This window comes from Streptomyces sp. NPDC059785, from assembly GCF_042732375.1.
Classification (GTDB): domain Bacteria; phylum Actinomycetota; class Actinomycetes; order Streptomycetales; family Streptomycetaceae; genus Streptomyces.
In genome coordinates, this window is the sequence record NZ_JBHWHV010000048.1 from 55,728 (window position 1) to 82,206 (window position 26,479).

Annotated in this window: 21 protein-coding genes; 11 read left to right on the forward strand and 10 right to left on the reverse strand. The window is 73.8% G+C overall.

Annotated elements, in window-relative coordinates:
- Positions 1–162 precede the first annotated feature (162 nt).
- Both ACFV6E_RS30530 and ACFV6E_RS30535 read left to right on the forward strand, forming a co-directional pair.
- Positions 163–1,422 (forward strand): aspartate aminotransferase family protein, encoded by a 1,260-nt coding sequence (locus ACFV6E_RS30530; RefSeq protein WP_385170525.1) that lies wholly within the window; start codon positions 163–165, stop codon positions 1,420–1,422.
- Between the two features lie 55 nt (positions 1,423–1,477).
- Positions 1,478–2,917, forward strand: coding sequence for an NAD-dependent succinate-semialdehyde dehydrogenase (locus ACFV6E_RS30535; RefSeq protein ID WP_385466008.1), 1,440 nt, complete (start codon positions 1,478–1,480; stop codon positions 2,915–2,917).
- 50 nt (positions 2,918–2,967) lie between these two features.
- Here the strand turns inward: ACFV6E_RS30535 and ACFV6E_RS30540 are convergent, their stop codons facing one another.
- From ACFV6E_RS30540 to ACFV6E_RS30550, 3 genes are all read right to left on the reverse strand, one after another.
- Entirely contained in the window at positions 2,968–3,603 is a 636-nt protein-coding gene (locus ACFV6E_RS30540) for an MBL fold metallo-hydrolase (RefSeq protein WP_385170522.1), read from the reverse strand.
- Positions 3,603–4,688, reverse strand: a complete 1,086-nt coding sequence (locus ACFV6E_RS30545) for an S-(hydroxymethyl)mycothiol dehydrogenase (protein ID WP_385465976.1) — start codon at positions 4,686–4,688, stop codon at positions 3,603–3,605. The genes ACFV6E_RS30540 and ACFV6E_RS30545 overlap by 1 nt, the downstream gene beginning before the upstream one ends.
- Before the next feature lie 115 nt (positions 4,689–4,803).
- Positions 4,804–5,694 carry a helix-turn-helix domain-containing protein gene (locus ACFV6E_RS30550; RefSeq protein WP_385465979.1) on the reverse strand — a complete coding sequence of 297 codons (891 nt, stop codon included), beginning with the start codon at positions 5,692–5,694 and terminating at the stop codon, positions 4,804–4,806.
- A 115-nt stretch (positions 5,695–5,809) separates the two neighbouring features.
- On the opposite strand from ACFV6E_RS30550, the gene ACFV6E_RS30555 reads away from it, so the two are divergent.
- The 4 genes from ACFV6E_RS30555 to ACFV6E_RS30570 all read left to right on the forward strand — a co-directional run bounded on the left by ACFV6E_RS30555 (position 5,810) and on the right by ACFV6E_RS30570 (position 10,032).
- The gene (locus ACFV6E_RS30555; protein ID WP_385465982.1) at positions 5,810–6,403 is read left to right on the forward strand and encodes a non-oxidative hydroxyarylic acid decarboxylases subunit B; all 594 of its coding nucleotides are present in this window, start codon (positions 5,810–5,812) and stop codon (positions 6,401–6,403) included.
- Positions 6,404–6,443: 40 nt separating this feature from the next.
- Positions 6,444–7,868, forward strand: coding sequence for a non-oxidative hydroxyarylic acid decarboxylases subunit C (locus tag ACFV6E_RS30560; RefSeq protein ID WP_385170511.1), 1,425 nt, complete (start codon positions 6,444–6,446; stop codon positions 7,866–7,868).
- 37 nt (positions 7,869–7,905) lie between these two features.
- Positions 7,906–8,157: a non-oxidative hydroxyarylic acid decarboxylases subunit D gene (locus ACFV6E_RS30565; RefSeq protein WP_385170509.1), complete on the forward strand. Its 252-nt coding sequence runs from the start codon at positions 7,906–7,908 to the stop codon at positions 8,155–8,157.
- 120 nt (positions 8,158–8,277) lie between these two features.
- Complete coding sequence (locus ACFV6E_RS30570; protein WP_385170506.1) at positions 8,278–10,032, forward strand: ABC transporter ATP-binding protein; 1,755 nt, start codon at positions 8,278–8,280, stop codon at positions 10,030–10,032.
- Positions 10,033–10,052: 20 nt separating this feature from the next.
- Here ACFV6E_RS30570 and ACFV6E_RS30575 read toward each other — a convergent pair whose 3' ends face one another.
- The gene (locus ACFV6E_RS30575; RefSeq protein ID WP_385465985.1) at positions 10,053–11,513 is read right to left on the reverse strand and encodes an aldehyde dehydrogenase family protein; all 1,461 of its coding nucleotides are present in this window, start codon (positions 11,511–11,513) and stop codon (positions 10,053–10,055) included.
- Between the two features lie 229 nt (positions 11,514–11,742).
- Entirely contained in the window at positions 11,743–12,009 is a 267-nt protein-coding gene (locus tag ACFV6E_RS30580; RefSeq protein ID WP_385465988.1) for a hypothetical protein, read from the reverse strand.
- Positions 12,010–12,388: 379 nt separating this feature from the next.
- On the opposite strand from ACFV6E_RS30580, the gene ACFV6E_RS30585 reads away from it, so the two are divergent.
- Positions 12,389–12,871 carry a hypothetical protein gene (locus tag ACFV6E_RS30585; RefSeq protein WP_385176666.1) on the forward strand — a complete coding sequence of 161 codons (483 nt, stop codon included), beginning with the start codon at positions 12,389–12,391 and terminating at the stop codon, positions 12,869–12,871.
- 3 nt (positions 12,872–12,874) lie between these two features.
- On the opposite strand, the gene ACFV6E_RS30590 is transcribed toward ACFV6E_RS30585, so the two are convergent.
- The gene (locus ACFV6E_RS30590) at positions 12,875–14,746 is read right to left on the reverse strand and encodes a cellulase family glycosylhydrolase (RefSeq protein ID WP_385465991.1); all 1,872 of its coding nucleotides are present in this window, start codon (positions 14,744–14,746) and stop codon (positions 12,875–12,877) included.
- A gap of 157 nt (positions 14,747–14,903) precedes the next feature.
- On the opposite strand from ACFV6E_RS30590, the gene ACFV6E_RS30595 reads away from it, so the two are divergent.
- On the forward strand, positions 14,904–15,113 hold the full coding sequence (locus tag ACFV6E_RS30595; protein WP_385176671.1) for a hypothetical protein: 210 nt from the start codon (positions 14,904–14,906) through the stop codon (positions 15,111–15,113).
- A gap of 255 nt (positions 15,114–15,368) precedes the next feature.
- On the forward strand, positions 15,369–16,604 hold the full coding sequence (locus tag ACFV6E_RS30600) for an XdhC family protein (RefSeq protein WP_385465994.1): 1,236 nt from the start codon (positions 15,369–15,371) through the stop codon (positions 16,602–16,604).
- Positions 16,605–16,644: 40 nt separating this feature from the next.
- On the opposite strand, the gene ACFV6E_RS30605 is transcribed toward ACFV6E_RS30600, so the two are convergent.
- Together ACFV6E_RS30605 and ACFV6E_RS30610 are read right to left on the reverse strand one after the other, a co-directional pair.
- Positions 16,645–16,869, reverse strand: a complete 225-nt coding sequence (locus ACFV6E_RS30605; RefSeq protein ID WP_385176677.1) for a hypothetical protein — start codon at positions 16,867–16,869, stop codon at positions 16,645–16,647.
- 70 nt (positions 16,870–16,939) lie between these two features.
- Positions 16,940–18,148 (reverse strand): Ig-like domain-containing protein, encoded by a 1,209-nt coding sequence (locus tag ACFV6E_RS30610; RefSeq protein WP_385176680.1) that lies wholly within the window; start codon positions 18,146–18,148, stop codon positions 16,940–16,942.
- 376 nt (positions 18,149–18,524) lie between these two features.
- Here ACFV6E_RS30610 and ACFV6E_RS30615 point away from each other — a divergent pair, with 376 nt between their 5' ends.
- The gene (locus tag ACFV6E_RS30615; protein ID WP_385465997.1) at positions 18,525–20,768 is read left to right on the forward strand and encodes a glycoside hydrolase family 9 protein; all 2,244 of its coding nucleotides are present in this window, start codon (positions 18,525–18,527) and stop codon (positions 20,766–20,768) included.
- Positions 20,769–20,780: 12 nt separating this feature from the next.
- On the opposite strand, the gene ACFV6E_RS30620 is transcribed toward ACFV6E_RS30615, so the two are convergent.
- Together ACFV6E_RS30620 and ACFV6E_RS30625 are read right to left on the reverse strand one after the other, a co-directional pair.
- A complete protein-coding gene (locus ACFV6E_RS30620) occupies positions 20,781–21,287 on the reverse strand; it encodes a metallophosphoesterase family protein (protein ID WP_385176686.1) in 507 nt (168 codons plus the stop codon).
- A 15-nt stretch (positions 21,288–21,302) separates the two neighbouring features.
- The gene (locus ACFV6E_RS30625) at positions 21,303–23,789 is read right to left on the reverse strand and encodes a SpoIIE family protein phosphatase (RefSeq protein WP_385466000.1); all 2,487 of its coding nucleotides are present in this window, start codon (positions 23,787–23,789) and stop codon (positions 21,303–21,305) included.
- Between the two features lie 194 nt (positions 23,790–23,983).
- Here ACFV6E_RS30625 and ACFV6E_RS30630 point away from each other — a divergent pair, with 194 nt between their 5' ends.
- Entirely contained in the window at positions 23,984–26,158 is a 2,175-nt protein-coding gene (locus tag ACFV6E_RS30630) for a SpoIIE family protein phosphatase (protein ID WP_385177868.1), read from the forward strand.
- The last annotated feature ends 321 nt before the right edge of the window (positions 26,159–26,479 follow it).

Sequence of the window (26,479 nt, forward strand, 5' to 3'; positions counted from 1 at the left end):
CGTCCTCGGTCACGGGGCTCCCCTGCCCGGCCTGACACACCGTCCAACCCCCGGTGCCCCGCCGGACACTCCGTACGGGATCCCGGCCCCCGCACCCGGAGATGCTCGGAACACGTACGCGAGCCAGCGGGCGAACCGACCCCACAGCGCCGGGAGACGATCATGACCGCACTGTCGCCGCACCTCCGCCAGGCCACCCCCGTGGTGGCGGTCCGGGGCGAGGGCGTCCATCTCTACGGGGAGGACGGCCGCGAGTACCTCGACTTCACCGCCGGTATCGGAGTCACCAGCACCGGTCACTGCCACCCCCGGGTGGTGGCCGCCGCGCAGGAGCAGGTGGCCACGCTCGTGCACGGCCAGTACACGACCGTCATGCACCGGCCGCTGCGGCGCCTGGTCGAACGGCTCGGCGAGGTGCTGCCGCCCGGTCTGGACAGTCTGTTCTTCAGCAACTCCGGCAGCGAGGCGGTGGAGTCGGCGCTGCGTCTCGCCCGGCAGGCCACGGGCCGGCCCAACGTCCTGGTCTGCCACGGCGGTTTCCACGGCAGGACGGTGGCCGCCGCCGCCATGACCACCTCGGGCACCCGGTTCCGCTCCGGGTTCTCGCCGCTGATGAGCGGTGTCGTCGTCACCCCGTTCCCGACGGCCTTCCGGTACGGCTGGGACGAGGAGACCGCCACCCGCTTCGCCCTCAAGGAGCTGGACTACACGCTCCGGACGATCTCCTCGCCCGCCGACACCGCCGCCGTCGTGGTCGAGCCGGTGCTCGGCGAGGGCGGCTACGTGCCCGCCACCTCCGGCTTCCTCCAGGGCCTGCGCGAACGCGCCGACCGGCACGGCTTCCTGCTGGTCCTGGACGAGGTGCAGACGGGCGTGGGCCGCACCGGCCGGTTCTGGGGCCACGACCACTTCGGCGTCACCCCGGACGTGCTGATCACCGCCAAGGGGCTGGCCAGCGGCTTCCCGCTGTCGGGCATCGCGGCCCCGGAGGAGCTGATGCGCAAGGTCTGGCCGGGCTCGCAGGGCGGCACGTACGGCGCCAACGCGGTGGCCTGCGCCGCGGCCTGCGCCACGCTGGACGTCGTACGCGACGAGAAGCTGGTCGAGAACGCCGACGCGATGGGCGCGCGGCTGCGGGCCGGGCTGGAGGCGGTCGCCGCGCGGACGCCTGCCGTCGGGGACGTACGGGGCCTCGGGCTGATGCTCGGCAGCGAGTTCGTCACCGAGGACGGGGAGCCCGATCCGGAGACCGCCGCCCGGGTGCAGCGGGCCGCCGTGGACGAGGGCCTGCTCCTGCTGCTGTGCGGGGCCTGGAACCAGGTGGTGCGGATGATCCCGGCCCTGGTGATCGACGAGGAGGCGGTGGACGAGGGACTGCGGGCCTGGAGCGCGGCCGTCGCCAAGGGGACCGCGACCGGATGACCGGCCTCCGCCCACCCGTCCAGTCGGCCGACCCGGGAGACACACCGTGAGCATTCTGAACGACGTGCCCAAGCAGCTGTTCATCGGCGGCAGTTGGCGGGACGCCGCCGACGCCGCCACGTTCCCCGTCGACGACCCGGCCACCGGCCTGGTCATCGCCCGGGTCGCCGACGCGGGTCCGAAGGACGCGCGGCTCGCCGAGGAGGCGGCCGTCGCGGCCCAGCCGGACTGGGGCCGTACGGCGCCCAGGGAGCGGAGCGAGATCCTGCGCCGCGCCTACGAGATCATGCTGTCCCGCGTGGACGAGCTGGCCCTGCTGATGACCTCGGAGATGGGCAAGCCGCTGGCTCAGGCGCGGGGCGAAGTGGCGTACGCGGCCGAGTTCTTCCGCTGGTTCGCCGAGGAGGCCGTCCGGATCGACGGCGGGTACGGCGTATTGCCCGACGGCCGCACCCGGATGGTGCTGATGCGCCGCCCCGTGGGGCCCTGTCTGCTCGTCACGCCGTGGAACTTCCCGCTCGCCATGGGCACCCGCAAGATCGGTCCGGCGATCGCTGCGGGCTGCACCATGGTCATGAAGCCCGCCCCGCAGACCCCGCTGTCCGCCCTGGCGCTGGCGGGGATCCTGCGGGAGGCGGGGCTGCCGGACGGGGTGCTGAACGTCGTCACGACCTCCCGGGCCGGTGAGGTCGTGGAACCGCTGCTGCGCGGCGGACGCATCCGCAAGCTGTCGTTCACCGGCTCCACGGAGGTCGGGCGGCTGCTGCTCGCGCAGTGCGCCGACGCGGTGCTCCGCACCTCGATGGAGCTGGGCGGGAACGCCCCCTTCATCGTCTTCGAGGACGCCGACCCGGCCGCCGCCGTCGACGGGGCGATGACCGCCAAGCTGCGCAACATGGGCGAGGCGTGCACCGCCGCCAACCGATTCTTCGTGCACCGTTCGCTGGCCGGGGAGTTCGGGCGGCGGCTCGCGGACCGGATGGGCGCGCTGGTCGTCGGGCCCGGTACCGCCGAGGGCGTGGACATCGGTCCGCTGATCGACGGCGCGGGCCGGGCCAAGGTCGAGGACCTGGTCGCGGACGCGGTGGGCCGGGGCGCCCGGGTGCTGACCGGCGGAATCACCCCGGACGGGCCCGGGCACTTCTATCCGCCGACCGTTCTGACGGAGGTGCATCCGGCGAGCAGGCTGATGCAGACGGAGATCTTCGGCCCGGTGGCGGCGGTCCTGGTCTTCGACGACGAGGACGAGGTGGTGCGCCGCGCCGACGACACCCCCTGGGGCCTGGTCGGCTACGTCTACACCGAGGGGCTCGACCGCGCCCTGCGGGTGGGCGAACGGCTCGACGTGGGGATGGTGGGCGTGAACACTGGTCTGGTCTCCAACCCCGCCGCGCCGTTCGGCGGGATCAAGCAGTCGGGGCTGGGCCGGGAGGGCGGCCGGGTCGGGATCGAGGAGTTCCTGGAGTACAAGTACCTGGCGGTGCCGGTGCGTTGACGGCACAGGACGGCCCCCGGAAATCCCGTAGGGGCCGCCCCTGCGTCCGGTCAGTGACCGCGCGCGATCCACTCCTGGAGGTGCGGGGCCTCCGCCCCGACGGTGGTCGGGTCGCCGTGTCCCGTGCGCACCACCGTCTCCGGCGGCAGGCTCAGCAGCCGCTCGCGGATCGACTCGACGATCGTCGGGAAGTGCGAGTACGAGCGGCCGGTGGCGCCCGGGCCGCCCTGGAACAGGGTGTCGCCGGTGAAGACGGTGTTCAGGCCGGGCGCGTACAGGCAGACGGCACCCGGGGCGTGGCCCGGCGTGGCGAGGACCGTCAGGTCGGTGCCCGCGACCTCGATGACCTGGCCGTCGGAGAGCCAGGCGTCGGGGAGGCGGTCGGGGTGGGTCAGCTTCCACAGCGGCAGGTCGTCGGCGTGCAGCCAGATCTTGGCGCCGGTGCGGTCCGCGAGCGCGGGGGCCGCGTCGATGTGGTCGTCGTGGGCGTGGGTGCAGATGATGGCGCGCAGTCTGCGGTCCCCGACCGCCTTCGCGATGGCGTCGGCGTCGTGGGCGGCGTCGATGACGATCGCCTCCTGGTCGTCGCCGACGATCCAGACGTTGTTGTCGACGTCCCAGGTGCCGCCGTCGAGCGAGAAGGTGCCCGAGGTGACGAGGTGGTCGACGCGGGTCGTGCCGGTCATCAGAACACCACCACCGAGCGCAGCACGTCGCCGCCGTGCATCCGCTCGAAGGCCGGCTCGATCTCGTCGAGGGAGATCGTCTCGGTGACGAACGCGTCCAGGTCGAGGCGGCCCTGCGCGTAGAGGTCGATCAGCATCGGGAAGTCCCGGGACGGCAGACAGTCTCCGTACCAGGAGGACTTGAGGGATCCGCCGCGGCCGAAGACGTCGAGGAGCGGCAGGTCGAGCTGCATCTCGGGGGTCGGGACGCCGACGAGCACGACGGTGCCGGCCAGGTCGCGGGCGTAGAAGGCCTGCCGGTAGGTCTCGGGGCGGCCGACCGCCTCGATGACGACGTCGGCGCCGAAGCCGCCGGTCAGTTCGCGGACCACCTCGACGGGGTCGGTCTCGCGGGAGTTGACGGTGTGGGTGGCGCCGAAGTGCTTGGCGGTCTCCAGCTTGCGGTCGTCGATGTCGATGGCGATGATCTTCGCCGCGCCGGCCAGCCGGGAACCGGCGATCGCGGCGTCGCCGACGCCGCCGCAGCCGATGACGGCGACCGAGTCGCCGCGTCCGACGTTGCCGGTGTTGATGGCGGCGCCGATGCCCGCCATGATGCCGCAGCCGAGGAGGCCGGCCGCCGCCGGGCTCGCGGCCGGGTCGACCTTGGTGCACTGCCCGGCGGCGACCAAAGTCTTCTCGGCGAAGGCGCCGATGCCGAGGGCGGGCGTCAGTTCGGTGCCGTCCTTGAGGGTCATCCTCTGCTCGGCGTTGTGCGTGGCGAAGCAGTACTGCGGGCGTCCGCGCTTGCAGGCGCGGCACTGTCCGCACACCGCACGCCAGTTGAGGATCACGAAGTCGCCGGGTGCGACGTCCGTGACGCCGTCACCGACCGACTCCACGACGCCCGCCGCCTCATGCCCGAGCAGGAACGGGAAGTCGTCGGTGATGCCGCCCTGCTTGTAGTGCAGGTCGGTGTGGCACACCCCGCAGGCCTGGATCTTCACCACGGCCTCGCCCGGGCCCGGGTCCGGCACGATGATGGTCTCGACCCGGACCGGCTCGTTCTTGCCGGGTGCGATCACGCCCCGTACTTCCTGCGCCATGGTGGTGGACCCTTCCGTAGATCGATGCTCAACCGAGCTCACTGACCGACCTTACGGTGTGACCGGCGGGTAGATGCCCAGGTGGGGCAGGTCGGCCGCGGTACGGCGGCGATGCTCAGGGGCGGGCGCCGCGGGCGCGGGTGCGGAAGGCGGCCGGTGTCTCGCCGGCCCGCTGCCGGAAGAACTTGGTGAAGACGGTGGCGTCGGGGAAGCCGAGCCGGTCCCCGATCACGTGGGAGGACAGCTCGGTGTGCACGAGCAGCCGTTTGGCCTCCAGGAGCACCCGGTCGTCGATGAACCGTTTGGCGCCGCAGCCCGCGGCGGCGCGGGTGGCCCGGGTCAGGGTGCGCACGCTGTAGCCGAGGTCCCTGGCGTAGTCCTCCACCCGGTGGGTGCGCGCGAAGTCGCGCTCCACGGCCTGCTGGAAGCGGCGGAACGCCTCGCTCCCGGTCACCGCGCCGTCCGGTTCCCGCCGGCCGTGGGCGAGCCGCAGCACCAGCACGGACAGCAGATGGCGTACGACGTCGATGTGCACCTGGAGCGGCAGGTCGCCGAGGCGCCGGTACTCGTCCTCCAGCAGGTCACGGACGCGGCCGACGGCGTCCGCGTGGGCGCCGGCCGGTGTCAGCGGGTTCGGCGCGGCGGGGCGGTCCACGCCGGCGGCGGCGACGGTGGCGGTGCTGAGGAAGCCCGGCAGGAAGAGCACGACGGTGCCGCGGGCGGCGGTGAGGTCCGAGTCGTAGTGGTGGACCTGTCCCGGCCGCACCCACAGCCAGTCCCCGGCGGTCAGCTCGTACTCGGCGAAGTCCACGGAGGCGCGCAGCGTCCCCGACTTCACGGTGATCAGCTCGTGGAAGGCGGGGCGCTTCGGCGCGTACGGGTCGAGGCCGTGGCCGCGGGCGCGCGCCAGCAGTCCGGGGAAGTCGAGGACCTCGGCCCCCGGCGGGGCTCCGGCGGCCGCACGGTAGGGGACCTCGGTGACGTCAGCGTGTCCGTTTCTGTCCATAGGGTGTCCTCATCGTACGTCCAGGGCCTCGGGAGCCGTCTCTAACGTGGAACCACGGTGACCGAAAGGTTCATCGCGGTCCGTCCCTTCACAGGAGCCCAAGGAGCTGCCCGCCGTGCGGTTGATCGTCGGAATGACAGGCGCGACGGGTGCCGTGCTCGGCATCCGTCTGCTGGAGAACCTGCGGGAGCTGCCGGACGTGGAGACCCATCTGGTGCTCTCCCGCTGGGCGCGGACCACCATCGAGCTGGAGACGGGGCGCTCGGTGCGCGAGGTGAGCGGCCTGGCGGACGTCACGCACCATCCCGAGGACCAGGGTGCCACGGTCTCGTCCGGTTCCTTCCGCACGGACGGCATGGTGATCGTGCCGTGCTCGATGAAGACGCTGGCCGGTATCCGCACCGGGTACGCCGAGGGTCTGGTGGCCCGCGCCGCCGACGTGGTGCTCAAGGAGCGCCGCAAGCTGGTGCTCGTCCCCCGGGAGACCCCGCTGAGCGAGATCCATCTGGAGAACATGCTCGCGCTCTCCCGGATGGGGGTGCGGATGGTGCCGCCCATGCCCGCCTTCTACAACCACCCGGCGTCCGTCGACGACATCGTCGACCACATCACGGCCCGGGTCCTCGACCAGTTCGACCTGCCCGCCCCCGCCGCCCGGCGCTGGGAGGGCATGCGCGCCGCCCGCGGCCCCGGCCCGGCGGCCGCGTAGCCCCTCCCCGTACCTGAACCACCCCTCTTGGGAGCCTCACATGGCCTATGACGATCTGCGCAGTTTCCTGGACACCCTCGAGAAGGAGGGCCAGTTGCTCCGGGTCACCGACGAGGTGCTGCCGGAGCCCGACATCGCCGCCGCCGCGAACGCCGCGCCCCGCCTCGGCGACCACGCGCCCGCCCTGTACTTCGACAACGTCAAGGGCTTCACCGACGCCCGGATCGCGATGAACGTGCACGGCTCCTGGGCCAACCACGCGCTCGCGCTCGGCCTGCCGAAGGGGACCGGAGCGAAGGAACAGGTGGAGGCGTTCGTCCAGCGCTGGGCCGACTTCCCCGTGGCTCCCGAGTGGCGCGAGAACCCGCTGTGGGCGGAGAACACCATGGAGGGCGACGACGTCGACATCTTCCAGGTGCTGCCGCTGATCCGGCTCAACGACGGCGACGGCGGCTTCTACATCGACAAGGCGGCCGTCGTCTCGAAGGATCCCGAGGACCCCGAGAACAGCGGCAAGCAGAACGTCGGCGTCTACCGCATCCAGGTCAAGGGCAAGCGCCGCCTCGCGCTCCAGCCGGTGCCCATGCACGACATCGCCCAGCACCTGCACAAGGCCGAGGAACTGGGCGAGGACCTGCCCGTCGCCATCACCCTCGGCAACGACCCGGTGATCTCGATCGCCGCGTCCACCCCGATGAAGTACGACGAGAACGAGTACGAGCTGGCGGGCGCGTTGCGCGGGGCGCCCGCGCCGATCGCGAAGGCGCCGCTGACCGGGCTGCCCGTGCCGTGGGGCTCCGAGGTCGTCATCGAGGGTGTGATCGAGGGCAGGCAGCGCGAGATCGAGGGGCCGTTCGGCGAGTTCACCGGCCACTACTCGGGCGGCCGGCGGATGACGGTGCTGCGCATCGACCGGATCTCGTACCGCACGAACCCCATCTTCGAGCACCTGTATCTCGGCATGCCGTGGACCGAGTGCGACTACCTCATCGCCGCGAACACCTGCGTGCCGCTGTACCAGCAGCTCAAGGCCGACTTCCCCGAGGTGCAGGCGGTCAACGCGAGTTACACCCACGGGCTGGTGGTGATCGTGTCGACCAAGAAGCGGTACGGCGGCTTCGCCAAGGCCGTCGGCCTGCGCGTACTGACCACCCCGCACGGCCTCGGCTACGCGGCGACGGTGATCGTCGTGGACGAGGACGTGGACCCGTTCAACCTGCCGCAGGTGATGTGGGCGCTGTCCACCAAGATGAACCCGGCGGGCGACCTGATCACCATCCCGAACCTGCCGGTGCTCGAACTCGCCCCGCAGGCCCAGTCCCCCGGCATCGTCGACAAGCTCGTCATCGACGCGACCACGCCCGTCGCCCCCGACCACCGCGGCAGTTACGGCAACCAGGTCCGCGACCTGCCGGAGACGGCCGAGTGGCTCACCCGCCTCCAGCGGCTCGCCGCGGGCCGCTGAGCACGCCCCTCCCACCTCACCCGAAAGGTCAACCGACATGGCCGACAGCCCCGTTGCCACCCCGTGCCCGCGCTGCGCGCACGGCACGATCGAGCACCTCTTCGCCTCACCGGTCCCCGGCGTCTGGGACGTGTTGCAGTGCGCGCGCTGCCTGTACACCTGGCGCACCAGCGAACCCGCCCGCCGCACCCGGCGCGACGCCTACCCGGAGAGCTTCCGGATGACGCCCGAGGACATAGCGAGCGCCATCGAGGTGCCCACCGTCCCGCCGCTCGTCCACAGGCGCTGAGGGCCGGCCGCGCTTGTCCACAGGGCTGAGGGCCGGTTGCGCTTGTCCACAGGCGTGCAAGGCCGGCCGCGGAGCGACGTAGCCTGAGTGTTCCCGCACCGGACCATCGCGAGGAGCACCGTGAGCATCGCTGAGCCCGCCGACCGACCACCCGCCGCCTGGCGGCTGCTCCTCGGGTACGTACGGCCGCACCGGTGGGCCCTGCTGGCGGGCGCGCTCCTCGCGCTCGCCACCGGGGCCACCGGGCTGCTGCTGCCGCTGGTGGCGCGCGGCCTCATCGACGACCTGGCGCACGACCGGTCCATCACCGGCGCCCTGGTGGGCATGTCGGCGCTGGTGATCGGCAACGCGGCGGTGGGCGCGCTCGGTTCGTACGTGCTGCGGCGCACCGCCGAGTCGGTGGTGCTCGGCGCCCGGCGCACTCTCGCCTCGTATCTGCTGCGGCTGCGCATACCGGCCGTCGACCGCAGCGAGCCGGGCGATCTGATGGCCCGGGTCACCTCCGACACCACGCTGCTGCGGGAGGTCACGACCGACTCGCTGGTGGGCCTCGGCACCGGCGGTCTGACCCTGGTGGCGACGGTGGTGATGATGGGCCTGGTCGATCCGGTGCTGCTCGGTGTCACGCTGGCCGTGATCGCCGGCGCCGGCGTCGTGCTCGGGGTGATCGTGCCGCACATCAACCGGGCCAGCCGGCGGGCGCAGGACGCGGTCGGCGTGATGGGCGCCTCGCTGGAGCGGATCCTCGGCGCGCTGCGCACGGTGAAGGCGTCGGGGGCCGAGCACCGCGAAGAGGCGGCCGTGCACGCCGCCGCGCTGGACTCCTGGCGGCAGAGCGTGAGCGCGGCCAAGTGGTCGGCGGCGGCGGGCAACACGGCCGGGCTCGCCATGCAAATAGCCTTCATCACCGTCCTCGCGGTGGGCGGCGCGCGGGTCGCGACGGACGCCATCGGCGTCGGCACGCTGGTCGCGTTCCTGCTCTACGTCTTCTACCTGATGTCACCGATACAGCAGGTCGTCGGCGCGGTCACCCAGTACCAGACCGGCGCCGCCGCGCTGGCCCGCATACAGGAGGCGCTGCGCCTGCCGGCCGAACCGGCCTCCGGGCCCGCCCCGCTGCCGTCCCCGGGCGCGCAGCCCGCCGCCCTCTCCTTCACGGACGTCCGCTTCCGGTACGCCGACGACCTGCCCTTCGTCCACCACGGGGTGACGTTCGAGGTGCCCGCCCAGGGCATGACCGCGTTCGTCGGCCCGTCCGGAGCGGGCAAGACCACCGTCTTCTCCCTCATCGAGCGGTTCTACGACCCCGAGGCGGGCGCCATCACGCTCGACGGCCGCGCCCTGACGGACTGGGACCTGCCGAGCCTGCGGGCCGCGATCGGCTACGTGGAGCAGGACGCCCCGGTCCTGTCGGGTTCGCTCCGCGACAACCTGCTGCTCGGCAACCCGGAGGCCGACGAGGCGGACCTCGCCCGGGTGCTGAAGACCACCCGGCTCCAGGACCTGACCGAGCGGCTGCCCGGCGGTCTGGACACCCTGGTCGGCCACCGGGGCACCAAGCTCTCGGGCGGCGAACGCCAGCGGGTGGCCATCGCCCGCGCCCTGCTGCGCCGCCCCCGGCTGCTGCTCCTGGACGAGGCCACCTCGCAGCTCGACGCGGTGAACGAGGCCGCGCTGCGCGACACGGTCGCCGACGTGGCCCGTACCACGACGGTGCTCGTGGTCGCGCACCGGCTGTCCACCGTCACCATGGCGGACCGCATCGTGGTGATGGACGCGGGCCGCGTCCGCGCGGTGGGCACCCACCGTGAACTGGTCACCGGCGACCCGCTCTACGCCGAACTGGCCGCGACGCAGTTCCTCGCGTCGGCGTAGAGCAGGCTGATGACGGCCCGTCAGAAGGGGTAGTGCGCCTGCTGGGTGGCGATGGTCACCCAGCGGGTGTTGGAGAACGCCTCGATGCCCCAGCGTCCGCCGAAGCGGCCGTAGCCGGAGGCTTTGACGCCGCCGAAGGGCGCGTTCGGCTCGTCGCCCACCGACTGGTCGTTGATGTGCACGATGCCGGTCTTGATCCGGCGCGCGACGGCGAGGCCGTGCGTGGCATTCTCGGTGATGATGCCGCAGGTCAGGCCGTTGTCGGTGTCGTTGGCGAGGGCCACGGCGGTGTCGTCGTCGGCGAACGTCTCGATGACGCAGACCGGTCCGAACGCCTCCGCGTGGTACAGCTCGGCGTCCTTGGGGAGGTCGGTGAGGACGGTCGCCGGGTGCACCGCGCCCTCGGGTGCGCCGCCCCCGGTCAGCACGGTGGCGCCCTTGGCCACCGCGTCCTCGACGAGGGCGGCGACGCGCCGCGCGGCGGAGGCGGTGACCAGCGGGCCGACGACGGTGTGCGGGTCGCCGGGGTCGCCCGCCCGCAGCGAGGCGGCCTTCGCGGCGAACTTCTCCTTGAACTCCTCGGCGAGCGACTCGTGGACGAGGACGCGGTCGCCGGACATGCATATCTGCCCGGAGTTCATGAAGACACTGAAAGTGACGGCGTTCACCGCGTAGTCCACGTCGGCGTCGGCCAGGACGATCACCGCGTTCTTGCCGCCCAGTTCGAGGACGGCGGGCTTGAGGTGGGTGGCGGCGTGGGTGCCGATGATCCGGCCGACGCCGGTGGAGCCGGTGAAGTTGACGGCGCGCACCCGCGGGTCGGCGATCAGCGTCTCGGCGATCTCGGCGGCGTCCCCGCGGGCGTTGGTCACCACGTTCAGCACGCCGTCGGGCAGCCCCGCCTCGCGCAGCAGGTCGGCGACGAGCAGCGCGCAGGCGATCGGCGCGTCCTCGCTGGGCTTGACGACGACCGTGTTGCCGGCTGCGAGCGGCGCGGCGACGGCCCGTACGCCGAGGATGACCGGGGCGTTCCAGGGGGCGAAGGCGGCGACGACGCCCAGTGGCTCGCGCACGGCGAGACCGAGCGCGCCCGCCTCCTGGGCGCTGAGCACCTCGCCGCGCGGGGCGGTGATCGCGGCGGCGGCCTCGCGGAGGATGTTCGCGGCGAGGCCCACGTTGAACAGGGCCCACGGCCTGGTGCCGCCCGCCTCCCGCGCCATCAGCTCCGCGACCTGATCGGCCCTGGCGTCGAGCAGGTCGGCCGCCTTGAGGAAGATCGCCCGGCGGGCGAACGGGGCGAGCGCGGCCCAGTCCGCGAAGGCCGCGTCGGCGGCGTCCACGGCCCGTACGACGTCCTCGGGTCCGGCCGCCGCGACGGTCGCGTACACCTCGCCCGTGTAGGGGTCGATGTCCTTGGCGGTGCGGCCGGAGACGGCGGGTACGTCCTTGCCGCCGATGAAGAGTTCGCGGGTGAGGGGCATGCGCGGGTTCCTTCGGTGTGCTGCGGCACTGTCCGTTCAGCGGAGCGCACGCCGGCCGCCACTGTTCGTCCAGTGAAATTTCATTCATTCAACTACCCCGGATGCTCTGGCTCCTCCCCGGGAATGTCAAGGGCCCCCGCGCGGTGCGGGGGCCCTCGGTGTGCGGACGTGGGTCAGGCGGCCGGCCGGTGTCGCTCGGGGCCCGGCCGCCCCGGTGGGCCGGCCCGGGTCAGCCGATGCCGGGCAGCAGGCCGGCGACCGGCGCGGCGAGGTTGGTGAGCTGGTTGAGCTGGCCGAGGTTCTTCAGGGCCGAGAGCTGCTCGGTCACCGTCGGCAGCCCCGCCCGGTGGCTCGCGGGAACGGAGCTCGCGGACAGGCTGTCGGCCAGGGAGAGCGGGCTGAGATTGATCGGGGCCTGGCCCCCGGAGCCCGCCGCGTCGGCCGTCGGGGCGATCAGGGCCGTGACACCCACGGCGAGACCGACAGCGGTGACCATTCGTCGAGTGGAAATCATGTTTCCAGCAACGGCCACGCACCGTCCCCGGACACGGCCAGGAGACGCCCCTCACCCGTGAGGCGCACAGGGACGGGCGTGCGTACGTACGTCGGCTGCGGGGCGCGGACGTACGACCGCCCCGCCGTCCGGGGCGGTCGGGGCGGTCGGGGCGGTCGGGGCGGTCGGGGCGGGAACCGTGGGCGCGGTCGGGGGTGGTGGGTGCGGTCGGGGGTGGTGGGGCGACCCGCGGTGCGCCGGGGCGCGGGCCGGGCGGCGGCGGCCGGCGCGGCTGCGCGCGGTGAACCGACCCGCGACGCGCCAGGGCTCGCGCCGGTCGGCGCGGCGGGGTGCAGCGGGGCGGCCCGCCGCGCGCCGGGGCATGCGGCGACCGGCGGCAATCAGCGCAGCCGGGCGCAGGCACCGACCCGGGACGCGCTGGGGCGCAGACCGTCCGGCGGCAGCCGGCGCGGCCACACACGAGGGACCGGCCCGCCGCGCGCCGGGCCGCGCGGAGGCCCGTGCCGAGGCGGCCCGTTTCACCCGCTCCCTGGGCCGGCTCACCGACACCCGGCGCGAGGAGGTGGAGGCCCGCTACACGGAGGAGCACCTCGCGCTCACCCGTCGTTCCTGGGAGCGGACGGCGCGGCGCGGCGGCGAACTGCGCGCCGAGTACGAGGCCGCCTACCGGGCGCTGCGCCGCCGTCTGTGCACCGCGCCGGCGCTGAGCACCGTACCGGCGGCTGCTGGCCGCCGTCGGGCTGCTCCTGTCGGCCGGCCGGTCCTGAACGCCCGTGCCGGAGGGCGCCGTCAGCCGGTCTTCACCGTGGCCGTCACGGCGCCCGTCAGCCGGTCTTCACCGTGATCGTCAACCGGCTTTCGCGGCGGCCCACGCCGTCAGTTCGTCGCGGGCGGCGCTCAGCAGCGAGGCCGACGGGGCCGACGCCCCGTTCGTCACCAGCGCGTAGTGCAGCGTCCCGGAGTCCGGCGCCGTGAGCAGCAGCCTGCGCGCCGCGGTGCCGCCCGGCTCGGCCGCCACGGCGACCGGGGCGCCCTCGGTGTACGCGGGCGGCGCGGCGGTCGCGCCGAGGTCGGAGACCACCGTGGTCGCGGACGCCGTGAACGACGCCGGAAGGTGCAGTTCCGTGGGCGCGTCGGTGCCGTCCGAGCGCCACAGCAGCAGGCCGTACTGACCCTGGCCCACCAGTTGTGCCGTCTTCGGCAGGGAGGTCGGCACCGGGTTCCAGGTCAGGGTGGTGGAGCCGTCGCGCGAGCGGTCCTCGAAGGTGAAGGCGACCGCCGTGCCCGCCGTGGCGCTCGGGTAGAGGCGGTCCAGGAGCCGGGCGTCCTGGTGCAGGACCGGCTGCCCCGCGTCGTCGAGCCCGACCGCCGACAGGTCCTCGTCGTTCCAGGCGTCGCCGGTGGTGAGGACCTTGTCGGGGTTGCCGTTCATCAGCTCGTGGTGGCGGTCGTTGTAGATGTCCCACTGCCACTGGGTGCCGGACAGCACCGTCCCCGACCCGGCCGGCTTCGACCACCAGGACGAGCCGGGCAGCCGCGAGTCGAGCGCCTGGTACATCGCCTTGAGCACCGTGGGCGCCTTGTCGGCGACGGTCCCCGCCAGCGGGTGGCCGAACTCGCCGACGACCGCCGTGGTCCCGGCGGCCGCGGCGCGGTCGCGCACCGTGCCGAAGTCGCCCGCGTACTGGCCGTCCTCGGCCTTGCCCCACATGAAGATGCCCGAGATGGCCTTCTGGTCGTAGAAGTGGGTGTTGAACACATAACGCGAGCCCAGTGTGCCCGCGTCGAGCAGGCCGCCCTCCTGCCGCTGGAAGTCGAGGTTGGCGTTCCAGAACAGGTTCGGCTCGACGAAGGCCGGTTTGGCCTGCCAGCCCGCCGTGTCCATCCGGGCGCGGAACTTGACGTAGAAGGGCCAGAGCACGTCCCGCTCCCAGGTGCGGCTGGTCTGCCCGGAGTCGTAGGAGCCCGCGTACGGCTCGTTGTACGGATCGAAGCCCGCGACGCGCGCGAACTCGGCGGTGCTCAGGTGCTCGCGGATGTACCGCATCGTCGTCCCGGCGGTGGCCAGGAAGGCGTCCTGGACCCCGTTCGCGTTGTGCCAGAAGTCGTACGACGCCTGCTTCACGGCCTCGTTCTGGGTGATGTTCTGGCCCCACAGGACGCAGATCCCGCAGGACTCCTTCGGGTAGTCGCCCGCCTCCACGACCCACTGGGGAGCGCCGTCGCCGGTGTACCAGCTGTCCTCGTCGAAGAGGTGGCGGGAGTGCAGGTCCTGGTGCCAGTCCGGGAAGACCCGGATGCCCGCCGCGAGGAAGGCCTGCATCTGCGCGGTGGCCGCGGCGAGGTAGGCCGTGTCCACCTGGCCGCGCGCGGGCTCCGCGTGGGCCCAGGACAGCAGGAAGCGGACCGTGTTGCCGCCGCCGAGGGCGCGCAGCGCGGTGGCGGACTTCCGCGCGTCGGCGACCGAGGCGAAGGGCAGGCCGCCGTTCTCCTCCAGTTTGGTCTCGCCGGAGACGTTGTAGCCGCGCAGCACCACCTCGCGGCCCAGGCCGTCGGTGAAACGGCCGTTCGCCACGGTGAGGGTCGCGGCGGCCGGTTCGTCGAACCAGAGCGAGCCGGGGAGGCCGTCCGCCGCCGCGGGCTGGGCGCCCGCGGCGGTGAGGAGGCCACAGAGGAGTACGACCACGCCGAGCAGACGTGCACGCGCCTTCTTCGCCATGTCCACAACAATCGCGGCGATCCCCGGACACGTCAACACCGGCATGACTCCCACGCCCCAGGCGTCGCGGGTGATCCGGATCCACCGGGGTACCCGGTGCGGCGCACACCAGGGCGATCCGCGTCCGGGCGGCGCCGGTCCGACCGGGAGGCAGACCATGACCGACCAGACTCCGTCCCAGGCCGAGGGCGAACCGGACACCGGCACGGACCGGCCGACCGGCGACCGCTCGTCCCGGGTCCACGACACGGGACACACCGACCCCGGGCACTTCACCCCTTCTCAGGCGGAGGGCGAGCGCGACGCGGAGGACGAGACGGGCGACAGGGCCCGCGGGAGCGGCAGGCGGGGCCGGGGCGGCAGATGATCGTCCGCGCGTCGTTCCGGGGGAGCTTCCAGGCGTCGTTCCGCCTGCGGGTGCCGGTCTTCGGCCCGTGGCGGGTACTGAGGCACCTGTGGCCCCAGGACCGGGGCAGGCCGTGGGCACCGTGCGCTCGCGCGGGACGTCGGCCACCGGCGGTCCGCCGGGCGCGCCTCTGACAGCCGACGAGAGGAAGGGCCTCCTTGACCAGCACCGCCACCGACGCTCCAGCCCCCGCCCCCGTGCCGCCCGGGGCGGCGCATGCGTGACCTTCTCCCGGAGCTGGGCCGGTGGTACGCGGCCGGGTCACCGTTCGCGCTGGTCACGGTCGTCGGGGTGAGCCGCAGCGCGCCACGCCGGCCGGGTGCCGCCATGGCCGTGGGTCCCGGCGGCCGGGCGCTGGGCAGCGTCTCCGGCGGCTGTGTCGAGGGCGCGGCGTACGAACTCGCCCAGGAGACGCTGACGACGGGCGAGGCAGGCCTGGAGACGTTCGGATACAGCGCCGAGGACGCCTTCGCCGCCGGGCTCACCTGCGGCGGAGAGGTCACGCTGCTCGTCCGCCGGGTCTCACCGGCAAAGGACCCCGCCTTCGGCACCCTGCTCGCCTCGGTGGCCGCCGGACACCCGGTGACCCTGGCCACGGTCGCCACGGGCCCGGCCCCGCTCGGCGCGACCCTCGCCGTACGGAGCCGGACCTCAGGGGACCAGCGCCCGACCGGCGAGCGGACGGCCGGTGAGCCGCCGCTCGTCACCGGCACGCTGGGCAGCGCCGCCCTCGACGCCGCCGTCACCACCGACGTCACCGCGGCCCTCACGGCCGATGTCACCGCCAACGCCTGCGGCGGCCTGGCCCAGGGAGCGACGGCGCTGCGCCACTACGGGCCGCACGGCGAACGCCCAGAGGGCGCAAGCGCCGACGCCGTCGGTGTCTTCCTGCACTCCTTCGCCCCGCCGCCCCGCATGCTGGTCTTCGGCGCGATCGACTACGCGGCCGCGGTGGCCCGGATCGGCGGCTTCCTCGGTTACCGGGTCACGGTGTGCGACGCCCGGCCGGTCTTCGCCACGCCGGAGCGCTTCCCGGCGGACGTGGAGGTCGTGGTCGCCTGGCCGCACCGGTATCTGCGCGACACCGCGACCGACGACCGCACCGTGGTCTGCGTCCTCACCCACGACCCGAAGTTCGACGTACCGCTGCTGGTGGAGGCGCTGCGCCGCCCGGCCGCCTACATCGGGGCGATGGGCAGCCGCCGTACGCACGACGACCGGACCGGGCTGCTGCGGGAGGCCGGGCTCGGCGGGGGCGAGCTGGCCCGGCTGCGCTCGCCGCTGGGGCTCGACCTCGGGGCCCGTACGCCCGAGGAGGTGGCCGTGTCCGTCGCCGCCGAGATCGTCGCCCTGCGCTGGGGCGGCAGCGGAACCCCGCTGACCGCGACGACGGGCGCGATCCACCCCCCGCACCCCCCGGACGGAACCGCGGCCTACGCACCGTCCCCGTGAGACCGGACCGCGCCGTCCCCGTGAAGCCGGACCTGACCGGCTACGCACCGTCCCAGTGATGCGGCGCGCCGCCCCGCCACTCCACCCACGCCGGGTCGTCGAGCAGGGCGTCCGGGTCCGGGAGTCCCGCCGCCTCCAGGAAGACGATCAGGTCATGGTCGGAGTGGGCCAGGCCGAGGTCCTCGTCCCGGCCGGCCCGGTGCACGCTCACCCGCCGGCCGCCGGTGTCCGACGGCCGGTGCACCACGATCACCGCGTTCGCCACGTCATCAAGGGTGCACCGGCACCCCGGGCGGCGCAGCCCGGGGCGGCCCGGCGGCGGTTCGGGGAAGGGCTCACCGCAGAGCGCTGCCCGCGCGCCACTCGGCCCAGTCGACGTTCCAGTTCCCGTAGCCGTTGTTCACGGGCACGGTGTCCGTGGAGTGGACGACGGTGACCGGGTCGCCGTAGCCGACGTGGCTGTAGAACCACTTGGCGTCCTCCGTGCTCATGCCGATGCAGCCGTGGCTGCCGTTGACGACGCCGAACTTGCCCGCGTTCCAGGGTGCCGCGTGCGCGTAGGTGCCCGAAGTGGTGAGCTGGACGTCCCACTTGACCTCGCCGAGGTCGTACGCCTCGCTGCCGAAGATGCCGACGGTGGAGGAGTCCATCCGGATGGTGGGGACCTTGCTGAGGACGACCATCGTGCCGTCCCAGGTCTCGTAGCCGGGCTTGCCGGTGGAGACGGGCAGGGTGCGCAGCTTCTCGCCGTCCTCGGTGACGGTGAGCTGCTTCTTGTCGACGTCGACGGTGGTGGTGACGGACTTGCCGACGGTGAAGCCGATCTTCCGGGTCTGGGTGCCGTACAGGCCGCCCCCGGCGTCGACGCCGTCGAGGTTCATGCTCAGGGTGACCTCGGTGCCCGGCTTCCAGTACGCGCGCGGGCGGTAGTCGATCCGGTCCTTGCCGTCGCGGTCCTTCAGCCAGCTCCAGGAGCCCTCCGCGGCGGGCGAGGAGGTGACCTTCAGACGGCGTTCGACGGCGGCCTTGTCGCGGATCGGCTTGTTGAAGACGACCGACACGGGCAGGGCGACGCCGACCGTCGCGCCGCGTTCGAGGTTGTACTCGCCGACGAAGGTGTCCGCCTCGGCGGGTTCGGCCGTGCTGAAGGTGGTGTGTTCGGTGAGTTTCCTGCCGTCGGAGGCGGTCGCTCGGGCGCTCACGGTATAGGTGACGCCGGGCGCGGGCTTCCCGCTCGACGTCCACACGCCCTTGTCCTTGGAGAAGGAGCCGCTCAGTGCGCCGGGCCCCGATGCAGTGACCCGCACCGAGGTGAGTTCGCCGCTGCCGGCCCGTACGGTCACCTTCTTGCCCACGGACACCGCCGAGGCGCCGGAGGCCGGGGTCACCGTGATCCGGTGGTCCTTCGGGTCCGCCGTGTCGTCGCCCCCGGTGCAGGCCGCCAGCACGGTGAGTCCGGCGGCCGCCAGCGCGGCGGTCCGTATGCCCCGCCGGTGCGCCGGGGCCCTCCCGGCGGGCCCCGGCGGTGCTGATTTCAGGTCCATGTCCACCTCCATCGCCCCGAGCCGGTGACGGATCCCGGCACGCCCGGCCCCCGGACGCACGGTAACCGGGCTTACGGCCGGTACCGGCTCGCACACCGGTTACCCCACGTTCGGCCGCGCAGGCTCGTGAGCCACCGGGACGAACATGGCCCGGCGGGCGCGGGCGGGGAAGCCCGGGGCGCGCACGGGGATGCCGCACCGGCCACCCGGCGCCCCGGTGGCCGCGCGGCAACCGGTGTCACACACCTTGTCCAACCCTCCGTACGCCCCTACAGTCCCTCGAAGCCGCCGACTGGGAGCGCTCCCACGCCACCTGTGCCCGTCCCGAGCGCCACCGGCCGCATCCCGGACACCCACTCCCCCAAGGAGCCCGGACGTGAAACGACGCAGAACGACCCTGCTCGCCGTGGCGGCCCTCGCCGCCGGTGCGCTCGTATCCGTGCCCGCGCACCCGGCCGCCGCCGACGAGATCGAACAGGTGGAGAACGGCTCCTTCGACACCTCCAGCGCGCCGTGGTGGACGACGGCCAACGTCACGGCCGGGCTGTCCGGCGGGCAGTGGTGCGCGGACGTGCCGGGCGGCACCGTCAACCGCTGGGACGCCGCGGTCGGCCAGAACGACATTACGCTCGTGAAGGGCGAGTCGTACCGGTTCAGCTTCACGGCCTCGGGTGTGCCCGCGGACCATGTGGTGCGCGCCATCGTCGGGCTGTCCGTGTCGCCGTACGACACCTACTACGAGGTGAGTCCGGCGCTGAGCGTCGCGGGCGACACCTACTCGTACACGTTCACCTCGCCCGTCGACACCAAACAGGGGCAGGTCGGCTTCCAGTTGGGCGGCAGCGCCGACCCCTGGCGGTTCTGCGTGGACGACGTGTCGCTGCTCGGCGGGGTGCCGCCGGAGGTCTACGAGCCCGACACCGGCCCCCGGGTACGGGTCAACCAGGTCGCCTACCTGCCCGCGGGGCCGAAGAACGCGACCCTGGTCACCGAGTCCACCGAACCGCTGCCCTGGCAGCTCCAGAACGCGGGCGGCACGACGGTCGCCGAGGGACGGACCGTGCCCCGCGGCGTCGACGCCTCCTCCGGGCAGAACGTCCAGACGATCGACTTCGGCTCCTACCGCAAGCGGGGCTCGGACCTCACCCTCGTCGCGGACGGCGAGACCAGCCGGCCCTTCGACATCGACCCGCGGGCCTACGACGGACTGCGCGCCGACGCGCTGAAGTACTACTACACGCAGCGCAGCGGCATCGAGATCCTCGACTCGCTGCGGCCCGGTTACGCGCGGGCGGCGGGCCACACGGACGTCGCGCCGAACCAGGGCGACGGGAACGTGCCGTGCCAGCCGGGGGTCTGCGACTACTCGCTGGACGTCACCGGCGGCTGGTACGACGCCGGCGACCACGGCAAGTACGTCGTCAACGGCTCCATCGCCACCTGGGAGCTGCTGAGCACCTACGAGCGCGCGCTGCATGCCCGCACCGGGCACCCCGCGGCGCTCGGCGACGGGTCCCTCACCATCCCGGAGAGCGGCAACAAGGTGCCCGACGTCCTGGACGAGGCCCGCTGGGAGCTGGAGTTCCTGCTGAAGATGCAGGTGCCCGCGGACGAGCCGCTGGCGGGCATGGCGCACCACAAGATCCACGACGAGCAGTGGACCGGGCTGCCGCTGCTGCCGAGCCAGGACCCGCAGAAGCGCGAACTGCACCCGCCCACCACCCAGGCGACCCTGAACCTCGCCGCCACCGCCGCACAGGCTGCCCGGCTGTACAAGCCCTACGACCGCGCGTTCGCGGCACGGGCGCTGAAGGCGGCCAGGACCGCGTGGGCGGCGGCGCTGGCCCACCCGGAGGTGTACGCGTCCGCGGCGGACGCCACCGGGGGCGGCGCCTACAACGACACCGACGCGAGGGACGAGTTCTACTGGGCGGCGGCCGAGCTGTATCTGACCACCGGTGAGCAGGAGTTCGCCGGCCACGTCCTCGGCTCCCCGGTGCACACCGCCGACGTCTTCGGCGACCTCGGCTTCGACTGGGCCAGGACGGCGGCGCCCGCCCGGCTCGACCTGGCCACCGTCCCCAGCCGGCTGCCGGGCCGGGACAAGGTCAGGAAGTCCGTCACCGAGGCCGCCGACTCCTACCTGGCCACCCTGGACGCCCACCCGTACGGCCTGCCGTACGCCCCGGCGGACAACACGTACGACTGGGGGTCCAACGCCCAGATCCTCAACAACGCGGTGGTCGTCGCCACGGCGTACGACATCACCGGGCGGAGCGCGTACCGCGACGGCGCCGTGCAGAGCATGGACTACGTCCTCGGCCGCAACGCGCTGAACCAGTCCTATGTGACCGGGTACGGCGAGGTCGCCTCCCGCAACCAGCACAGCAGGTGGTACGCGCACGAACTCGACCCGGCGCTGCCGAACCCGCCGAGGGGCACGCTCGCCGGAGGCGCCAACTCCAGCATCCAGGACCCCTACGCGCAGGGGAAACTCACCGGCTGCGTCGGCCAGTTCTGCTACATCGACGACATCCAGTCCTGGTCGACGAACGAGACCGCGATCAACTGGAACGCGGCGCTGGCCCGGCTGTCGGCCTTCGTCGCGGACCAGGGGTAGCGGGGCGGACGCTCACCGGCTGCGCGGCGGCAGCCGGTGCAGCGTCACGTCCGTCAGCTCGCCGCCGGCCGCCCGCACGGTCAGGTACGTGCAGTGCGGCTGGCGGCGGCGGTCCGTCGGGGAGCCCGGGTTGAGCAGCCGCAGCCCGGTCTCCGCGGTGGTGTCCCAGGGGATGTGGCTGTGCCCGAAGACCAGCACGTCGAGGTCGGGGAAGCGCTCGGCGCAGCGGCGCTCGCGGCCCTGAGCGGCGCCGGTCTCGTGCACGACTCCCCAGCGCAGGCCGCCCAGTTCGGCGCGGGCGACCTCGGGGAGCCGGGCGCGCAGGGCGGGCCCGTCGTTGTTGCCGTACACGCCGAGCACCCGCTTCGAGCGGGCCTCCAGCAGGTCGAGGGTGGCGGTGTCCACCCAGTCGCCCGCGTGGATCACGACGTCGGCGCGCGGGAGTTCGGCGAGGAGCTGAGCGGGCAGTTCCCTGGCGCGTTCGGGCAGGTGGGTGTCGGAGATCAGCAGCAGGCGCACGTGCTCAGGGTGCCATCACGGGGCGGCGTCCGCCGCGCGGTGCCCGCCGGTGTCGCTCAGCGGCAGTTCGCACCACACCTGCTTGCCGCCGCTGACCGGGACGGTCCCCCAGACGGCCGACATGGCCTCGACGAGCAGGATGCCGCGGCCCCCGGTGGCCTCCCAGCCGATACTGGTGGGCTTGATGGGGGTGCGGGGCGAGTTGTCGGCGACGGCGATGCGCAGCCGGCGGCCGACGAGGGTGAGGTCGAGGCGGACCCGGCCGTCGGTGTGCACGAGGGCGTTGGTGACCATCTCGGAGACGACGAGCAGCGCGGCGTCCGCCTCCTCCTCCACGTCCCAGGCGCGCAGCACCCGCCGGGTGAAGCGGCGGGCGTGCCGTACCGCCTCGGGGACCCGCCAGACCGTCCAGCTCTCCCGCAGCGGGCGCAGTGCCATGCCGTCGTAGCGGGTCAGGAGCAGGGCCACGTCGTCGCTGCGGTTGGCGTCGGCGAGCAGGGCGTCGGCGGTCAGTCCGAGGTGGGCGGGGTCGGAGCCGGCGAGTCCGGCGGCGAGCCGGTCGAGCCCGTCCTCGATGTCGAGGTCCGCGGACTCCACGAGGCCGTCCGTGGTCAGCGCCACCACGGTGCCGGGCCTGAGGCCCAGGGGGCTCATCGGGAAGTCGGCCTGCCGGACGACGCCGAGCGGCGGGCCGCCCTCGGCGTCGACGACCTCGGTGCTGCCGTCGGAGTGGCGCAGCACCGGGGGCAGGTGTCCGGCGCGGACGTACCAGGCGGAGCCCTCCTCCATGTCGATGTCGACGTAGCAGCAGGTCGCGAAGAGGTCGGTCTCCATGTCGGCGAGGAGCCGGTTGGCGAGCGAGACGACGACGTCCGGCGGGTGCCCCTCGACGGCGTACGCCCGCAGCGCGGTGCGCATCTGACCCATCAGGGTGGCGGCGCCCGCGTTGTGGCCCTGGACGTCGCCGATGACGAGGGCCACGTGGTTGTCGGGCAGCGGGATCACGTCGTACCAGTCGCCGCCCACCTCCAGGCCCGAGGTGGTGGGCAGGTAGCGGGCGACGGCGACCGCGCCGGGCAGCCGGGGCAGGCGGCGCGGCAGCAGGGTGCGCTGGAGCATGCCGACCAGTTCGTGTTCGGCGTCGAGTGCGTGGGCGCGGGTCAGGGCCTGTCCGGCGAGGCCCGCCGCGGCGGTGAGCAGGGCGCGTTCGTCGGGTCCGAAGTGGTGCGGGTCGTCCCAGCCGATCAGGCAGGCGCCCGCCATCCGGCCGCCGGCGGGCAGCGGCAGCACGGCCAGGCCGCCGGGGCCGACGTCGGCGAGCGCGGGTTCCAGGGTGGTGCCCGACGGCCAGATCGCGGCGCGTCCCTCGCGCAGCGCGGCGGCGAGGGTGGGCATGGTGCGCACGGGCGCGTCCGGCCACTCCGAGCGCCATTCGGCGCGCCACAGCTCGGGCCAGGCGTCCGGTTCCGGCGGGTCGAGGACGGTGACGACGAGGCGTTCGCCCTCCAGTTCAGCCAGTGCGATCCGGTCGGCCTGCAACGGCTTGCGCAGGGCGGCGACCACGGCGTGGCTGACGTCGCGGACGGTGCCCGCGGTGGACAGCGCGGCGGCGAGCCGCTGCACGCGGGCCACGTCGTTGACGCCGGAGCGCAGCTCGGAGGCGTCGGAGACGGTGCCCACCAGGCGGGCCGGGTGGCCGTCGCCGCCGGGCAGCAGCCGCCCGCGCAGGCGCAGCCAGCGGGGTTCGCCGGACGGCCGGCGGATCCGGAAGTCCAGCTCGCGGTCGCCGATGGACAGGTGGTCCGGCTCCACCACGGACATCAGCGTGGGCAGGTCCTCGGGGACGGTGAGCGCCAGCAGGGTCTCGACCCGTCCGTCGAAGTCGGCCGGGCGGATGCCGAAGAGCGCGAGCGTCTCGGCGTCGACCTCGACGCGGCCGCTGTCCATGGCGAGGCTGAAGGCGCTCGCGGCCGGCTCGCGGGGCCCGGCGCCACCGTCGGACGGGGCGGGCGTGGCGCGGGCGGCCGCGTCGGCGACCAGGGTCAGGCACTGGCGGTCCTCGGGGCCGAAGCCGCCCGGGTCCTCGGTGACGGCGGCCAGGCAGCCGCCGTCCCGCAGCGGCAGCACCGCCAGCGAGAACTGCTGGGAGGGCAGCCGGCGCGCGTCGGGGCAGCGGCTCAGCTTCTCGGGGGTCAGCCACACCGGGCGGCCCGCGCGGTGGGCGTCCACCACCGGGGCCGACCCTCCGAGGGGGTAGCTGTCGCGCAGCCCGTACAGCGTCCTCGGGACCCCGGCGGACGCCAGCAGGCACAGTTCGTCGCCGTCCTGTCCCGGCGCGTACACGGCGGCGAGGGTGGCGCCGCCGAAGGCGAGCGCCTGTTCCAGGACCCGGCGCAGCCGCTCGCGCGGGCCGGGGTCGGAGCCGAGGGTCTTGAGGGCAAGTTCGGCACGCAGCGTTCTCTCTCCGCGTTCCGCAGCGTCCTCACCGACCACGTCCGTCATTACAGCGCGTCCGGGGCGCGTGCGCAGCCCCTGTGACCATTACGGGCGCCGTTCCTGTCCGCCGGGGCAGTGCGCGGGCCCGGCGGACGGGCATGCCGGGTCCGTGCGGCCCCGCCCTCGCCGTGCGGGACGGGTCCGGAAGAGGGAGCCTTGACCCTTGAGGGCCTCGATTCCCGACGCGGCGGTGCGAGGAGGTGGTCGGCGTGGCCGACTGGCAGCCGCCCGGGCAGGCGCCGGCCGCCGGCCGGACCCCCGTCGGCCGCCCGGTGCTCTCCCTGGCCCTGGCCTCGATGCTGGACGAGGTGCACGCGCACTCCGGCGCCGTGTACCTGCTGGCGCCCGGCGAGGGGGTCCTGGAGATGGCGGTCATGGCGGGGCTGCCCAGGGCGTTCGCCGCGCCGTGGGAGCGCGTCGGGCTCAACGCCCCGATCCCGGTGGCCGACGCGGTGCGCGAGCGCCGGCTGGTGTGGGTCGGCGACGAGGAGGAGATGGCCCGCTGCTACCCGCGCGTCTCCGTGGTGCTGCCCTACCCCTTCGCTCTCGCCGCCCTCCCGGTGGCGACGGGCACCAGAGCGTACGGGGCGGTCTTCGTGACCTGGCCGGGCTCCGCCCCGCCCGAGCCGTCCGAGCGGATACGGGACCGGCTCGGCGCGGCCTGCGACCGCCTCGCGCACCGCCTGGAACGGGCCGTCCAGGAGAACAGACCGGTGCGGCCGGAGGCCGATCTGCTCTCGCCCGCGCCCCCGGTGTTCCAGGCGGGCACCTTCGGCACGGTGGAGGCCGCGCGGATGGTGGGGCGGCTGCCGTACGGGCTGTGTGCGCTCGATCTGCACGGGCGGGTCAGCTTCGTCACCCGGGCGGCGGCCGAACTGCTCGGCGTCGGCGTGACCGGTCTGCTGGGCACCCAGGTGTGGCGGGCCGTGCCCTGGCTCGACGACCCCGTCTACGAGGACCGTTACCGCGCCGCGCTGCTCAGCCAGCAGGTGACGTCGTTCGTGGCGCTGAAGCCGCCGGGCGACTGGCTGTCGTTCCGGCTCCATCCGGGCCCCGACGGGCTGACCGCCCGGATCGCGCGGGCCCGTGCCGTGTCCGAGCTGCGGCGCGAGGAGCCGCGGCCCGGCGACGCGGGGGACGGCGGTGACGGCGGCGGTGACGGCCGGAACCTGGTCACCATCTCGCACATCCTGAGCCTGGCCGGCGCGCTCACCGAGGCGGTGGGCGTCGAGGACGTGGTGCAGCTCATCGCGGACGAGATCGCGCCCGCCGTCGGCAGCCAGGCGCTGGTCGTGCTCGGTTCGCGGGGCGGGCGCCTGCACGTGCTGGGGCACCGCGGGTACCCGGACCCGGGCGTGGTGGAACGCTTCGACGGGCTGCCGCTGGCCGCGCAGACCCCCGGGACGCAGGCGCTGACCACCGGGGTCCCCTCGTTCTTCAAGTCGCGCGAGGATCTGCAAAAGATCTATCCCGGGCGGCAGGCCACACCGGACGGCATGGCCGCGTGGGCGTATCTGCCGCTGATCTCCTCCGGGCGCCCGGTCGGCACCTGTGTCCTCGCCTACGCGGAACCGCACTTCTTCCCGGCCGACGAACGGGCCGTCCTGACCAGCCTCAGCGGCCTCATCGCCCAGGCCCTGGAACGGGCGCTGCTGTACGACGCCAAGCACCGGCTCGCGCACGGTCTTCAGGAGGCGCTGCTGCCCAGCTCGCTGGCGCCGCCGGCCGGTCTCGAGGCGGCGGCCCGCTACCTGCCGGCCACTCAGGGGATGGACATCGGCGGCGACTTCTACGACCTGGTGACGACGGGCGCGCGGGCCGACGCGGTGATGGGTGACGTGCAGGGGCACAACGTGACGGCGGCGGCCCTGATGGGGCAGATCCGCACCGCCGTACGCGCGTACACGGCCGTCGGCCAGGCCCCGGACGAGGTGATGCGGAGCACCAACCGGCTGCTGATCGACCTGGGCAGCGAGTTGTTCGCGAGCTGTCTGTATCTGCGGCTCGAACCCGGGCGGCGGCGGGCGCTGATGGCGCGCGCGGGGCATCTGCCGCCGCTGCTCCTGGAGCCGGACGGGCGGGTGCGGGTGCTCGATCTCGCCGGGGGTCCGCTGCTGGGCGTCGACGCGTCCGCCGTGTACCCGGTCACGGAGGTGGCCCTGTCCCCCGGCAGCGTCCTCGCTCTGTACACCGACGGGCTCGTCGAGGCGCCGGGCGTCGACATCGAGGACGCCCTGGCCGACTTCGGCCGCCGCCTCGCCGAGGGCGCCGGCCTCCCGCTGGAACAGCTGGCCGACCGCCTGGTCCGTCACCTCGCCGCGGCCGGGGAACGCCCGGACGACGTGGCACTGCTGCTGCTTCGGGCGCGGGAGTGAGGCGGGGGGGGTGGCGCGGGCGTGCGACCGCGGTCGCGGGCGGGCCGGTGGTGCGTGCGCGGCCCGGGTCCGGGGGCGGCACGTGGCAGCCGTCGCCCGGGGAGGCATCCCAGACGTCGCGCGCCTGCTGCCGCGGACCCGGAGGTCACCCGGGCCGGCGCGGGCACGAAGGTCACCCGGGCCGGGAAGAGGCCCCGCGTCGGACACGGCGCGTCAAGGCCCGGCTCCCCCGCCGGAGAGCCGGGCCGTTCCGCCGGACCGTGCGACCGCGGTCGCATGCGGGCCGGTGGTCTGTGCGCGGCGCGGGACGGTCACCCGTCC